General features: G+C 45.0%; 12 protein-coding genes. 7 read left to right on the top strand and 5 right to left on the bottom strand.

What is annotated here, in order from left to right; translation table 11 throughout:
* The first annotated feature begins 155 nt into the window (after positions 1-155).
* Together fliK and OZ660_RS04610 are read left to right on the top strand one after the other, a co-directional pair.
* Complete coding sequence (gene fliK, locus OZ660_RS04615; RefSeq protein WP_274742731.1) at positions 156-2,639, top strand: flagellar hook-length control protein FliK; 2,484 nt, start codon at positions 156-158, stop codon at positions 2,637-2,639.
* On the top strand, positions 2,636-2,953 hold the full coding sequence (locus tag OZ660_RS04610; protein ID WP_159623737.1) for an EscU/YscU/HrcU family type III secretion system export apparatus switch protein: 318 nt from the start codon (positions 2,636-2,638) through the stop codon (positions 2,951-2,953). Before fliK ends, OZ660_RS04610 begins: the two co-directional genes overlap by 4 nt.
* 41 nt (positions 2,954-2,994) lie before the next feature.
* Here OZ660_RS04610 and OZ660_RS04605 read toward each other — a convergent pair whose 3' ends face one another.
* Positions 2,995-4,947 carry a beta-propeller domain-containing protein gene (locus OZ660_RS04605; protein ID WP_274742730.1) on the bottom strand — a complete coding sequence of 651 codons (1,953 nt, stop codon included), beginning with the start codon at positions 4,945-4,947 and terminating at the stop codon, positions 2,995-2,997.
* Positions 4,948-5,112: 165 nt separating this feature from the next.
* Between OZ660_RS04605 and OZ660_RS04600 the strand changes: the two genes are divergently transcribed.
* From OZ660_RS04600 to OZ660_RS04585, 4 genes are read left to right on the top strand one after another with little or no spacing between them, the layout of a single operon-like run.
* Positions 5,113-5,976, top strand: a complete 864-nt coding sequence (locus tag OZ660_RS04600) for a MipA/OmpV family protein (protein WP_274742729.1) — start codon at positions 5,113-5,115, stop codon at positions 5,974-5,976.
* 9 nt (positions 5,977-5,985) lie between these two features.
* Positions 5,986-6,363: a DUF3019 domain-containing protein gene (locus OZ660_RS04595; RefSeq protein ID WP_274742728.1), complete on the top strand. Its 378-nt coding sequence runs from the start codon at positions 5,986-5,988 to the stop codon at positions 6,361-6,363.
* A complete protein-coding gene (locus OZ660_RS04590) occupies positions 6,363-7,064 on the top strand; it encodes a response regulator (RefSeq protein WP_274742727.1) in 702 nt (233 codons plus the stop codon). The genes OZ660_RS04595 and OZ660_RS04590 overlap by 1 nt, the downstream gene beginning before the upstream one ends.
* Complete coding sequence (locus tag OZ660_RS04585) at positions 7,064-8,284, top strand: ATP-binding protein (RefSeq protein ID WP_274742726.1); 1,221 nt, start codon at positions 7,064-7,066, stop codon at positions 8,282-8,284. The genes OZ660_RS04590 and OZ660_RS04585 overlap by 1 nt, the downstream gene beginning before the upstream one ends.
* Before the next feature lie 89 nt (positions 8,285-8,373).
* On the opposite strand, the gene OZ660_RS04580 is transcribed toward OZ660_RS04585, so the two are convergent.
* The 4 genes from OZ660_RS04580 to OZ660_RS04565 form a co-directional block, all read right to left on the bottom strand.
* A complete protein-coding gene (locus OZ660_RS04580; protein WP_159623749.1) occupies positions 8,374-9,570 on the bottom strand; it encodes an ABC transporter permease in 1,197 nt (398 codons plus the stop codon).
* Entirely contained in the window at positions 9,554-10,360 is an 807-nt protein-coding gene (locus OZ660_RS04575) for an ATP-binding cassette domain-containing protein (protein WP_159623751.1), read from the bottom strand. Before OZ660_RS04575 ends, OZ660_RS04580 begins: the two co-directional genes overlap by 17 nt.
* A gap of 289 nt (positions 10,361-10,649) precedes the next feature.
* On the bottom strand, positions 10,650-11,696 hold the full coding sequence (gene recA / locus OZ660_RS04570) for a recombinase RecA (RefSeq protein WP_202264039.1): 1,047 nt from the start codon (positions 11,694-11,696) through the stop codon (positions 10,650-10,652).
* A gap of 118 nt (positions 11,697-11,814) precedes the next feature.
* Positions 11,815-12,354: a CinA family protein gene (locus OZ660_RS04565; RefSeq protein ID WP_202264038.1), complete on the bottom strand. Its 540-nt coding sequence runs from the start codon at positions 12,352-12,354 to the stop codon at positions 11,815-11,817.
* A 189-nt stretch (positions 12,355-12,543) separates the two neighbouring features.
* On the opposite strand from OZ660_RS04565, the gene mutS reads away from it, so the two are divergent.
* Positions 12,544-15,132 (top strand): DNA mismatch repair protein MutS, encoded by a 2,589-nt coding sequence (mutS, locus tag OZ660_RS04560; RefSeq protein ID WP_274743429.1) that lies wholly within the window; start codon positions 12,544-12,546, stop codon positions 15,130-15,132.
* Positions 15,133-15,142: the final 10 nt, after the last annotated feature.

Raw genomic sequence — 15,142 nt, 5'->3', positions numbered from 1 at the left:
CGATAGTTTACCACATGACGGCTTTTTCGCAGTCGTGAATTCCAATTAAATATGATTTACTTCAATGACAAAGCACGAGTTTGTGTGCTGGCTGCTGTGTATTATGCTTAAATGAATTAAATAATGTTTGCCTGCTTGTTGCCGATACGCTTTCTATGACATCACACCTTACCTCACTCATTGCCAACGCAGTTCGCCAAGAATCGGGCTCTGTGGCAAACGTTGCAGGGCAATCAACGTTTGCCAATCAAGCAACGGGAAATCAAGTGGCCCTCTCTCAAGCTGTCGCATTGGCTAATGCTGCGAGGGTAACCGTGGCGCGATTGCCAGAGCATATTCTTGCGATAAGGACACCGTCATCAACATCACAGTCGCTCAACATTAAAGTACCCGTTGAGATAACACAGCAAGCGCTCCAAAACCCGCAACTTGCAGCGCTCCCCAATAACAATATTGGTGACAAAAACGTTTCAGCTATTCTAAGTGCCACGACGAACACCACGTATCAAATCGAGTTACCCCATGCGCAGCGTGGTGCATTGTTTAAAGCTCTAATGCAGGCACTGGAAAGCGGCAACTCAGCGGCTTCTATCAATGGAAAATTAGTTACCCTAGCTAATGGTCAGTTTGCCCTTGATACGAACAATAAGCGCTTACCAAATTCATCTTCCAATGTATCTTCGGCGACAGTTTCGGCACAAACACAAGGTGCAATAGCGCTTTCCATCAGCAGCGCAGAGCAAAAAGCGCTTCTGCAAAAATGGCTGGGTTCTCACGTCACTCTGACTCTAGCGAATGCCACAAATTCAGGTGCTAGCACGCTACAAGCAACGCTCTCGCCTTCGACCGCAAATACATTGGATGCACAAAGTCGCACACAGCCCCTCAGGCTCAGTAATATGACTGGCGCTACTCACACCCAAGTTGTTGAAGCTGCGTTAAAGCAGGGGACAGTAGCACTTGAGTCTAAAAGTCTTAATAGCACTTCTTTAAAGTCTTTTTTACCAAGCGACATCACGCAAACGCCTAACGTTTTAAAAAGCGCAGCATTAATTGGATTAAGTGACAATGCAGGCAAAACTCGCGATGGGGTTATTACCATTCAGTCGGCACACCATAGAGCCTTAGTTTCTATCGCACTTTCTCAAACTCAGGCGCAAGCACTGCCCGTATTAGACAACAAACAAGTAGCGCAAATCGATCAAGCACTGCTGCCAAAAGTAACGCTTATCGACGGTAAAACGCCTTTGGAGACTCCGTCTCTCCAGCAACAAGATGGGGTCAATAAACACGCATCCACTGCGGTTTCACATGCTTCGCTAAAAGACAGTGATGTACACCGCGCTATTATGACCTTATCGCGCGTATTGCTCAGTCAAACGGGGAATACTCAACACGCCTTGTCTCAACTACTTTCTATTGTAGAGGGTACAAGTAATAGTGCGGTCAATCCTCCCCCAAACGCCACGGCTAGCCCTACTGAAAAACTGGCAATAGAAAAGCTTTTACAGCAATTAAAATCCCTTGATGTGCTAAACGCAAAACCTTCAACCCGACAGGCGTTGAATATGAGCAGCAAAACGCAAAACACCGATACTTCAACTGTGGCGACTAACAGCCTGCAACGAGATAGCGCGCATCAAGCCGAGCAGCAAAAAACAGAAACTACCGCGAAACATGACCTTGCAGCACTTGCAAAACTACTGGGTAATCAAGCAAAGGCGGCTTCAAACAGTTTACTTTCAAGTGCGCTACAACAACTCACCGGCACTGGCACCAAGACTAATGTAAACTCGTCTGCCATGGCAGACGTAGAGCAAAAATTGCAGTCACCTGCACAGGGCAGCGTTTCTGGTGAACAAATAGCGTCGTCCAAACCAACCATGGAGTTGGCAGAGCAAGGTTTATCACAACGAATTCAACAGGTATTTACCGCCAATGCACTGCTTGCTACACCATTGACGCTGACCTCTCCGGTAGCGTCATCAAGCTTTGTTCAAGGGTTGGTCGCTTTAGTTCAGCTTGCTCTAGCTGGTCGCGCAATACAGCGCCAACCATCGCTAAAATCACTTGCTGACGCCCCAGACTCAATCATTTCGAAAACACTCACAAACATGGGCGTGCCCGGGCAGCCAAGCAAAGTAAGCCAGGAGATAAATCAATTAGATAGTCGCCATCAACTGTTATCCCAATTGAAAACCTTATTGGCCTCCCATCAGCAAGCAAAATTAGCCAGTGCAGAAAGCAGAATTCAAGGGCAAGATAGTCTTTACTACGTATTTCCCTCGCTATCTCAACAGCATTCGCCCACCGAACTGCTTGTTCAGCGCGAGCAAGAAAAGCCTAATCAAGCACGGCAAGAAAAAGGCGAACGCAAGTTATGGAACGTAACAATGAAGTTAGATATCGGAAGTACCGGAGCAGTGTTGGCAAAATCCAAAATAGACAATGACACTATTACCCTCGACTTGTATGCGTCTAACGATGTGATACTCAAGCGACTGGCAGATACCCTTCCCTACCTCAAAAAACGCCTTACCGAACTAGGCTTAACCGTTGAGCAAACTACCTTTCAGCGAGGCCACATTCCCGAGTCGTTAAATACACGTCCTCATCAAATATTTGAGACGCGCGTATGAGTGACACACAAAAAGCAAAACGGGCTATAGGGCTTAAATACGAAGGGGGTGATAAGAAAAACACCCCAAAAGTAGTTGCAAAAGGCTACGGCGATCTCGCTGAGGCAATTATTGCGATGGCGCAGGAAACCGGGATCCTCATACACGAAGATCCCTACCTAAGTGAAGTACTCGCTACTTTAGATGTTGGACAAGATATTCCAGAATCTTTGTACTACGTAATAGCTGAGTTGCTAGCGTATTCCTATGTACTTCAAGGAAAAATCCCTCCCGGCTGGGAGGGAATAATTAAACGTATAGACTTTGAGGTATAACGTGCGCAGAAGCAGCGTATACCGTAAACGCTTAATACGCGTTAGTAAGGACCGTCTATGACAGGCTCTTGCTGCCACAAAGAGTGATAGATGTTGTTGCCTCTTAGGTAATACACATGATCACTATGCAACACACTTCTATCTTCGTAGCTGCCATAATAATTGTCATTATCTTGAGGCTGAGTGATGCTTCCCACGAGGGATAATGTTCTTTCTTCGCTATCAACCGCTAACATTTGCAAAGCATAGTGTATTGAAAATATACCTTCATCGCTTATCCATGATTCAGATGGCAATGCAAAGCGATACCCCGTTGGCGTTTTTAACACCGATAACGCTCTATAATCGTATTCAGCCCCAGTATACGTATCAGGCCACACGTACTCGTTAAGTAATATAGGGTTTTCAGGGTCTACGACATCAAACAAACTTACCTTCATCCCATCTTCCACCGGCGTTGTCATGGGTTGCTCGCCAGCGCTGGGAATATTCGCCCCAATAACTTGTTGCCCTATTCCTAACAGTAAGCCATTTTCCATTGGATGTAGATAGCTTGAAAATCCAGGAATTGTAAGTTCTCCGCGTATAAATGGTGCTTCTACATCAGAAAGATCAATAACGTAAAGCGGGTCGATTTGCTCAAAAGTAACCACATATGCCTTATCGTCAAAGAAGCGTACTGCATAAACATCTTCTCCGGGCTTTCCTATTGGCGAGGGCTCGTTGTCATTAGGAAGTCTGGTCACTTCAACTAACTGGCGACCTTGCTGCTTAAGAACATGTAGATAGTGTTCAGGGTCATCCGCTAAAAGGCCTTGCGTTGTGAGCGCCATAAAGTAATCATCACGCTCAGACATCTTGAGTTGGGCAGAACTACTCCAGCCAAATATGCCTTGCACCTTCCCCGTAGCTTGATATTCAATGCCGTTGTCCAATGATACCTTATGAAAAACAGTATCATTGCCTTGGGTTGCATGTAAGTACATATTGTTATGTGTCATGAATAAGCCATGTGCTTCTACAATGGTACATAGAGCCGAATATGTTGAAGGCGATGACATATCAATTTTTACCACACTAAGCATTTGCACGTGGCCATTCTTATTGCTCGCATTTTCGGGCACGAGACAGCTATCTAAGTCATAAAGCGGTGAAGACTGATCATTGATTGTAATGTGTGGCACTAACGACGCATTATCCAATGCGAGTAAATGTTGGTAATACTTAATGCGGCTGCTTGTAGTGTCATCAACGGCTGGCAGGTTGTCAGCAAAAGGCACATACTGCATCGCAAGATATAAATCATTCCCTATTCGCCTAGAGCTAATGAGACGCCCATCAATCTTGACTTTATGAGGTGTTGTTGGCGCATTAGGTAAGGTAACGTCAATGAATTCTATCTGAGTGTCGTTGTCTGGGCTGTGCCATGGGCTTGAGGTGGCAACAGCGTCTTCTAATGGGTAGTAGCCAAACTTACGGGTAATCACACCAAGGCGCTTGTCATGAAGATACATGCCAGCCATTTCTTGCTCAGACTCAAGCGGTATATCAGCAATAACGTCAAGAGAAAAATCATTTTGTCGTTTCAATATTCTCACGCGATTTTCTATGCCTGATTGTGAGTCCCAGGTAGGTAAATTGGCGACATAAAAATACTCGCCGTCATATTCAATACGGTCGGCCTCGTCTACGCCATCAATCTGCGTTGTGGTCGTTGAAAACTCAGGGGCTTCTGCGGCTACATCACCACTTCCATCACTGGAACTTTCGCGTTGTTGCACATTTACTAAATACAGACCATTTTTGACATACTGGCTCGCCGATATATGTGGACTTTGTCCCAATGGTGAATCAGTAGAGGTGGTTAACGTAAGCTGTGGCGCTTGTTCTTCATCGCCGCCATCTCCACTGCTACACGCGGTTATCACGCAAGTAGAGAAAATAAGTACTGCCATGCATTTTGAAATGCCGTCTATCCCGTGTTTCGATTTCATGTTCCATATCCTTGTTTGAGTGAAACCCTGAAATCCATAATAGAATCGCATTGCATATCAATCAGATCCAAACTGAATATAAATGTGACAATTTGTAATCGAGTACTGTTTCACGCTTTACAGTTTGGTAGTCTTAGCACCTCAATGTTGTTAAAGGGAATTTGTGTGCTGCTGCGTTTCGCTCTTTGTGTGTTATTCACAAGTATTTATCATGCATCTGCATGGGGCTGTGAAAACTCGCTAGTCTGTATTGAAGAAGACAACTGGTCTGTTGGCGTCGCCTTTGGCGTCGGCGCGCGCACAAACCCATTAGTTGATGGTGACGCAATTCCACTTATCATTTTGCCCGATGTTGCGTGGTATGGTGAGCATGCCTATTTCGACAATGGTGAGTTTGGCTATCAGTGGCAACCTCACCAAGATATGACAACCGAAGTATTCTTTCGTGCCAATTCAGAACGCGCGTATTTTGCTTTTTGGCAACCTAGTAACATCCTATTACCCACAACAAGTGTGACTGATGGCGTGGACACGCCAAACCCTAATGAACCAGAGGAAACGCCGCCGCGCTATATTTCAGTTAATGATATTGCTAGCCGCAAGTGGTCGTTGGACGCAGGTGTTCGCACTAATTGGTTTAATGACCAAGACAGATGGTCACTGACTTTCATTCATGATGCGCTTAATGTACACAATGGATTTAGCGCCACAGGCCGGTATCAGCACGATACCAAGTGGCAAGATTGGACTTTCTCTACCCACATCTCGGTCACCTACAAAAGCAGCGCGCTTATAGATTACTACTACGGTATCAGCGAACGAGATACGAATGATGAAACGCTATGGTATAGCGCCGATAGTACTTTTCAATTTACTGGCGGTCTGCTTTTTAACAAACCACTAAATCAGCAATGGCATTGGCTTGGTAGAATTCAATTCACCACGTTAGGCAGTGGAATGACTGATAGCCCATTGGTATCAAAACGCTTCGTTACCAATATGTTTTTCGGCGTTGGCTATCGGTTTTAGGGTGGCGTAATGCGTATTTCACTGTTTGTCACTTTCTCACTACTGTGGTTGCCAGTTTTCGCTACAGAGCAAAATCCTACCTCATTTTCCGTATTCCCAAATGAATGCATAGCAACTCAAAAAGGTGATATTTGCGTTTTGCCTATCACATTGACCTACCCTGAACTAAGTTCACACGAGCACTGCTTGCACATGAATGAACAGGTTTTAGGGTGCTGGTTACCCAACCAGCTCCCCACAGAGCTTAACGTAGAGTTAGACGCGGACTCTACACTCACTCTTGTTAATGAAGACAACAAAAAAACTCCCTCTGTATTACTTAAAGTAAAGTACCGACAAGCCTCTACACATCGACGGCGTGTTAGAAATCCGTGGAGTATATTCTAATGAAAAAGTTAGTTTTGGTTGAAGATGACGAGCGTTTAGCCTCATTAGTTGTTGAGTATCTCCAGCGCAATGGCTTTAGCGTTTCGCGACTGGCCTGCGGTGAAGGCCTTGTGGAATTGGTTAAGTCGGTAAGGCCAGACATTGTCATACTTGACGTTATGTTACCCGGTGAAGATGGCTTCGCCTTGTGCAACCAACTACGACAATTCTATACGGGCCCGTTACTCTTTATGACCGCCAAAAACGAAGACTTTGATCAGGTGATAGGTCTTGAACTAGGTGCAGATGATTATGTCGTCAAACCCGTAGAACCCCGCGTGCTTTTAGCGCGGCTCAATGCATTGCTTCGACGGACAATGTCTACACTTCCACAAGATAGCAAAAGCGATGTCTTAAATTTTGGTTCGCTTTCTATTGATAAAACATCGCGTCGAGTAACACTTGCCGGTAACGTCGTTACGCTAACCAGTCACGAATTCGATTTACTTTGCCTCCTTGCTAACAATGCCTCGCAGGTCGTAGACCGAACGACTCTGTATAGAGAACTTATTGGTCGAGAATATGATGGACTTGATAGGTCCGCTGATGTGCGCGTATCACGCCTAAGAAAAAAGCTATCTGACGACCCTCAAAACCCTTATCGCATTAAGACAATTTGGGGTAAGGGTTTCTTTTTTGTCAGTGATGCTTGGAACGAGTAATGACCCGTCTATTTGTAAGCTTTTATCTTTTTGTCGCCATCGCACTTGTACTTATAAGTAGTACATTAGAGATCGTATTACCCAACGAAAACCATGAAAAAACGAGAGAAACCCATATTTTAGAGTCTGTACTACCACTTGTTGTTTCAGACAGAACATCACTTATTGAACGACTTGATAGCATTGGTGTGGACTATGAAATAAAGCCGATAGATTCTATTGGCTGGTCGTCTAACGAACGTGATGCATTTTCCGAAAAACACGTCATTACTTTATTCGATGAAAAGGCCAAATATATCTATGCGCCAATTGGGAACGAGGAATTCATTGCGCTTACACTGCCCTACGAAAAAGTATCCACTCCCTATCTCATTGTTTATCTGTTTGTTTTCCTCGTTTTGCTTGGCTTAGCAATGGCGGTATGGCTTTGGCCTTTATGGCGAGATCTCTCTCATATAACTCGTGAAGTAAGCCATTTAGGTCAAGAAACAGAGCGCTTTTCTATTTCACTTAAAAAACGTTCTATCATGCAGCCCATTGCTAATCGGCTAAATTTACTAAGCGATCGCGTACACAGTTTGCTTCGCGATCAACGAGAACTAACCGGTGCCGTCGCACATGAATTTAGAACACCGATTGCAAGACTAAAATTTGCACTGGAGATGAATCCTCATCCAAATAGTGAAGCATTCGACGGGATCCTTGCCGATATCGACGAACTAGAAGGCCTCGTGCAAGAGATGCTCGACTATACACAGTACGATGCCATCACACCTGAACTCAGCATCTCTGATATTCCCATCAAAGAGTTATGCGAAAACCTAGTTGAACGTCTTGCTTTGACAACGGGTAAGTCATTGGCTGTACAGGGAGAAAACGTTGTAATGCGTGGCGATGGCCACTTTGTCGAGCGGGCGGTGTCTAACTTACTTACTAACGCCATTCGACATGCACATAGTAAGGTGTCTATACGAATTCGGACAAATACAAATACTATTAGCATTTCAGTGTGTGATGACGGAGACGGTGTCTCTGAAGACTTAGCAGAGCGCATATTTGAACCCTTTTATCGACCCGACAATAGTCGCGTTCGCTACTCGGGTGGTGCAGGATTGGGCCTGGCGATTGTGCAGCGGATCCAAAGTTGGCACAAAGGCACGGCAAGCGTAGTTCCTAGCGATTTAGGTGGTGCGAGTTTTATCCTAACTTATCCAAAATAGTACTATTAAAAAAACCGTTTAGTACAAGTACCAAACGGTTTTTTATTTATCGCATTAATGTGTTCAACGTCATAGTCAAACAATAAACATTATCTAAATAGTACTTTCTCTTTGTTGAACCAGTGAATACAGAACATTATTAGACCCGCCGCAATCACCGCTGTTGAGGTAAAAATACCAAACAACGCAAAGTAGTCCATTGTACCTTTAAACAATTCCTTCATTGCTAATGCAACGTTGGTTAATGGCACCCAAACCCATCCGCCTTTCAGCTCTACGCCGGGCATCATGGCAATAATTACTGGAAAAATTACCACCATAATTAATGAGCCCATGTAGCTTTGTGCTTCTTTAAACGAGCGCGCATAGATTGACAGCGACAATAAAACCGCAGCAAACACAGCCACAACAGGTACCAGCATCAAGAAAATAAGTAAGAAATCCACAAGACCAATCATCGACATGATTTTTACGACAAACTCTACGGCCATACCTTGGGACAGCACCAGCCCCCACAAGGCCATGGATGACACTGTGATAAGCGCCGTAATAATCCCTGCCGTGGCAATGGTAATAAACTTACCCAATACCAGTTTATGACGATCCATAGGAGATATAAGCAGTGTTTCAAGCGTGCCTCGCTCCTTTTCACCTGCACCTAAATCTGCTGCTGGCGCCATTGCCCCTTGCAAGCATAAGATAAAGATAAAGTAAGGTAACATGCCGCCTAAGCGCTCACCCCATACCTCTCGGTCGTCAGCCACATTTTGCTTTTCAATTTCAATGGGCTTCAGCAAGGCTGTTTGTTGCGTTTCGTTAAGACCCAACTGAGAAAATGCTGTTTGTTGGTAAGCATCAGAGAATTCATCAACAATGTCTGATACACGTCCCATCACCTTATTGAGCCCAGCATCATTCAAATACAGCTGTATTTTATGCTGTCCTGATTGAAGAACGTCACTGTTAAACGTCTCTGGAATCACTAACACAAAGTCTAACGTCTCGTTTTTGATAAGCTTCGCATAGTCTGTTTCATTGCCAATGGATACTGATTCAAACTTGTCTGAAGCATCATTAAACGACTGTACAATAGCAGGGGCATAAGCTTCACCAACAATGGCGTATTTCAGCACTTTGTTCTCAGCTTTATCGGCGGCTGAGCTCATAAAGAAGAACGCCACACCAAAAATTGCTGGAAACAACAAGAGCGGAAGACCAATCATAAAGATAATGGTTTTTTTATCGCGCAGGAGCTCTTTAAATTCCTTCTTAAAGATTAACCACATTGCTCATCTCCTCAGTATCCATAGATAGTGTTTTTAAGAAGCTCTTGTGCATCTGTCCACCAGACAAGTCACTAAAGGCTGATAAAGTGTCGTTAAATACCGTTTCACCTTGGTTAATAACAGTGACTTTGTCACAAAGAGTTTGTACTTCGTCAAGGTGGTGAGTAGAAAAAATAACTGGGGTGCCTTTGTCTTTGAGACGCTGAATAAATTCCATCACCGTGCTCGTTGCCATGATATCCAAACCCGTAGTAGGCTCATCAAGTACTACCAGCGCAGGCTCGTGGATGACAGCGCGAGCAATAGACACTTTTTGCTTCATACCAGACGAGAAGTTTTCCGCACGTCTATCTAAGAAGCTTTGCATATCAAGTAAGTCTGCCATCTCTTCAATACGCGCGTTTATCACGTCTTTTGAGATACCGTGCAGTTCGCCAAAGTAGCTAATATTTTCACGGCCACTCAAGCGCCCGTACAAACCGGTAGAGCTTGACAAGAAACCAATTTTCTTGCGAGCAATATTAGGGTTAGCTAACACGTCTTCACCGCCAATTAACACTTTACCGCTGTCTGGCTTAAGCGCGGTCGATAGCATGCGAAGCGTTGTTGTTTTACCAGCCCCATTTGGCCCTAAAAGCCCAAGCACTTGGCCTTTTTCACATGTAAAAGAAACGTCTCTTACAGACTGAAAATAGCGCCCCTTTAATCGCGGATCCTTCTTCTCTTGCTCACTTAGCTTTTTGGGGTTTTCTACCTCAAAACGCTTTGCGAGACCTGATATTTCAATCATTTCCCTTCCCTCTTTTAAACCTAATTTTTAGCTTTTTCGTTATTTATTGATAGAACAAGCAATATGCCCACTAAGTCAGTGAGAACTTTGCTTAAACATTGCTTAGGTAGTCTTTGCAATTTTATTTTTATTACAGCATCCCTACTTTTTGTTGATTGCACAAGCTTCTAAAGAAAAAGAAGTGTTAACAAATATGTTGTGCTCGCGATTGATTTCCACAAAATCGTACACATAAAAAAACCCACCTAAACGGTGGGCTTCTTAATTATAATTATATGAGCGCTACTTGTTATTCTGGCAACACATCATCTTCTTGCTGAGGAATTGCTTCTTCTGCTTTCATCGTCTTAGAAAGTAATAATTCCTGACGAATCTTAGTTTCAATTTCGTTGGCAATTTCAGGGTTCTCTTTAAGGAACTTCATTACGTTCGCTTTACCCTGACCAATGCGATCGCCCTTGTAGCTATACCATGCGCCCGCTTTATCAACTAACTTTTGCTTAACGCCTAGGTCGATAAGTTCAGCTTCTTTACTGATACCTTCGCCGTAACGGATCATAAATTCTGCTTGTTTAAACGGAGGCGCGACTTTGTTCTTCACAACCTTAACGCGAGTTTCGTTACCCACTACCTCGTCGCCTTCTTTAACCGCACCAATACGGCGGATATCTAGACGAACAGACGAGTAGAATTTAAGCGCGTTACCACCAGTGGTGGTTTCTGGGTTACCAAACATAACACCAATCTTCATACGAATTTGGTTGATGAAGATACATAGTGTGTTTGAACGTTTAATGTTTGCCGTTAGCTTACGCAGTGCTTGCGACATAAGACGTGCCTGAAGACCAACGTGAGAATCACCCATGTCGCCTTCAATTTCTGCTTTCGGTGTAAGTGCCGCTACCGAGTCAACAATAACCACATCTACCGCGCCTGAGCGTACTAGCATGTCGCAAATTTCTAGCGCTTGCTCACCCGTATCAGGCTGAGATACAAGCAGCTCATCAATGTTTACGCCAAGTTTTTCGGCATACACAGGGTCAAGCGCATGCTCGGCATCAACGAACGCACAAGTTTTGCCTTTCTTCTGTGCTTCAGCGATAACCTGAAGCGTTAGCGTTGTTTTACCTGATGACTCTGGACCATAAATTTCTACAACACGACCACATGGCAAACCGCCTATACCCAACGCAATATCGATGGTAAGTGAGCCCGTTGAAATAGCTTCAATATCCATGGCTTGGTTGTCGCCCAAGCGCATGATTGCACCTTTACCAAATTGCTTTTCAATTTGGCCAACTGCGGCGGTTAAAGCTTTTGATTTATTATCGTCCACGTCATTATCCTCTAGGATTAGCGGTTAAATTCTGTATTAAGTAGCGTTGTTATCAATAACACTACCAAATGATATGTGCATTCTATACTGTACAAGCATACAGTTTCAACCAGTGTTTTTATTTTTCACTCAACATTTTTATCAAATGGGTTATGGCAAAGGAAATTGCCGCACTTCGCACCTGGTCACGATCGCCACTAAACACCTGCTTTATCTGTGCTGTGCTATCACCGCAAACAAAGCCAAACCAAACGGTGCCTACCGGCTTTTCATCACTACCGCCCCCCGGCCCGGCTATTCCGCTAACCGTTACCGCTAGCTGTGCACCACTTTTACCACACACGCCTAGCGCCATTTCTTTTACGGTTTGCTCTGATACCGCACCATATTGCTCAAGTGTTTGCAAAGTGACGCCAAGCTCGCGCTGCTTTGCTTCATTAGAATAGGTCACCCACGACTGATTAAACCAATCTGAACTGCCAGCAACGCTTGTAAACGCAAAGGCAACCCCGCCCCCTGTGCACGACTCTGCTGTAGAGACCGTCCACTTTTTTTCCCTTAACACGTCGCCTAGCGCCAATACTTGTGCAGTTAATGCGCTATCAAGCTGTAAAGGGCTAGCGTTTGCATTAGATTCAGTTGAAAATGTCGAATTCATAACGTTATACCTGATTACACCTGTTGTGCTTTTATAAGTTTGCGCTTTGCAAGGTTGTTCTTTATAAGCATGTGCTTTATAAGATCCGTGCTTGATCTTAATGGCCGTGAGTTTATCATTTATTCCCTTCAACAGGCATTAAACCCAGCAACAAAATTACAGAGGCTTTTTTTGGAATCACATACTCCCATGATGCGCCAATACCTTACTATTAAGGCGCAGCATCCGAATATTTTATTGTTTTATCGCATGGGTGACTTTTACGAGTTGTTTTATGACGATGCCAAAAAAGCTGCCGAGCTGTTGGATATTTCTTTAACCGCTCGAGGTAAGTCAGGCGGTGAGCCTATTCCTATGGCGGGTGTGCCCTATCACGCGGTTGAAAGTTACTTATCTCGACTTGTTAAAATGGGCGAATCTGTTGCTATTTGTGAGCAAGTAGGCGACCCAGCAACCAGTAAGGGCCCTGTTGAGCGCGCCGTTCAACGTATTGTCACGCCTGGCACAGTCACCGATGAAGCACTATTAGAAGAACGTCGCGATAATATTCTAGCGGCGGTGTGCGGCCACAGCATGCACTACGGCCTTGCTACCCTTGATGTTACCAGCGGACGCTTTGTGATTTTCGAAAGTGACAGCGATGAAGGACTTCTTGCCGAAATCCAGCGAGTAAATCCCGCCGAGTTGCTCTATCCTGAAGGGTTTGAGAGCCTAGCGCTTATTGAAAACCGCAAAGGGCTTCGCCGTCGCCCAGAGTGGGAATTTGATATAGACACGGCTAACGAGCAGCTAAATGCGCAGTTTGAAACAAAGACCCTCGACGGTTTTGGTATCAAAGGAGTCACTAAAGGCTTAGGTGCCGCAGGCTGTGTTTTACAATATGTAAAAGATACCCAGCGTACGGCGTTACCGCACATTCGCCGTATTCAAACCGAGCAGCAAGACAGCCGAGTACAGCTTGACGCCGCCACACGTAGAAACCTAGAGCTTACTCACAATTTATCTGGGGGTCAGGAAAACACCTTATTTAGCGTTATGGATACCACCACTACGGCCATGGGTAGCCGTATGTTACAGCGAATAATCCATTCACCGCTTACTGACCAGCACGAACTTCATAGTCGCTTGGATGCAGTAGAGACCTTTATTAACGATGACCCAGAAGACATTCGCGGTGCCCTGAAACATATTGGTGATATAGAACGCATTATGGCGCGTTTGGCGCTTCGCTCAGCTCGTCCTCGAGATTTTGCGCGTTTGAAAAACGCGTTTAACGCACTTCCTGATTTGCAAGATGCCCTTGGCCGTTTCGAGACAGGGCAAGTAAAAAGCATCAGCGAAACCATTGGCACTTATCCTGAACTTCAGGCGTTATTGAACGAAGCCATCATCGACAACCCACCTGTGGTCATCCGCGATGGTGGCGTCATTGCTGAAGGGTACAACGCTGAACTTGATGAGTTACGCAAACTCTCGCAAGGTGCGACCGACTACTTAGATGCTATGGAGCAGCGAGAACGCGAGCGCACTGGAATTTCTACCCTTAAAGTGGGCTACAACAAAGTGCACGGTTTCTTCATTGAAATAAGCCGAGCAAATAGCGCCTTAGCGCCAGCAGAGTATATTCGCAGACAAACCTTAAAAAATACCGAGCGCTACATTACGCCCGAGTTAAAAGAGCACGAAGACAAGGTACTTAGCAGCCAAGGCGCAGCGCTTGCACTTGAAAAGCAGCTTTACGAGGCGTTGTTTGATAACTTCGCACCTTATCTTAATAACCTGATTGAAACTGCATCGGCGTTGGCAAAACTTGATGTGCTATGTTGTTTTGCAGAGCGTGCGCTCTCGCTTGACTGGCACCGTCCGCAGTTAAGTCACGAATGCGCGCTAACTTATGATGCAGGTCGTCATCCTGTTGTCGAAAACGTCATGAAGGACCCGTTCATTGCTAACCCGCTTGTGCTTAACCACACACGACGAATGCTAGTTATCACCGGTCCTAATATGGGCGGTAAATCAACGTACATGCGTCAAACGGCGCTCATTGCATTACTGGCCTGTATCGGCAGTTTTGTGCCCGCTGAAAATGCGCATATTGGAAAGATAGACCGTATTTTCACCCGCATTGGCGCCTCTGACGATTTGGCGTCTGGACGTTCAACCTTTATGGTGGAAATGACAGAAACCGCGAATATCTTAAATAATGCCACAGAGCACTCACTAGTATTAATGGATGAGATTGGCCGCGGAACCAGTACGTACGATGGCTTATCATTGGCGTGGGCGTGTGCCAGTTATCTAGCGAAGCAGCTAAACGCATACACGCTATTTGCTACGCACTATTTCGAACTTACTGAATTACCAGATTCGCAACCCGGCGTGGTAAACGTGCATCTTGATGCCATAGAGCACGAAGATACCATTCGCTTTATGCACACGGTATCAGAAGGCGCGGCCAGTAAGAGCTTTGGTTTACAAGTTGCACAATTAGCCGGGGTACCTAAACCTGTAATAAAAGCAGCGCAGCAAAAACTCGCTATTCTTGAGTCGTCGCACATAATGAGTAGCGATGAGGCGAAAAAACCTGGTAAGAGTACCTCTGCTAAATCCAAGGGATCTACTGTCGTCGGTCACACTGTCGTCGGTCAAGCCGAAATGCTGTTCCCTGATAAGCCCCATCCAGTTATAGAAGCCCTAGAGAACTTAGCGCCGGATGAACTATCACCTCGCCAAGCTCTTGATCTTATCTACACATTAAAACGCTTAAGCCAATCCTAAGCGCATACAA

The sequence above is a fragment of the Alteromonas sp. 009811495 genome, from assembly GCF_028865455.1.
In the GTDB taxonomy this organism is placed as follows: domain Bacteria; phylum Pseudomonadota; class Gammaproteobacteria; order Enterobacterales; family Alteromonadaceae; genus Alteromonas.
The sequence above is the reverse complement of the archived record's forward strand: the minus strand, read 5'-3'. Positions and strand labels throughout refer to the sequence as shown.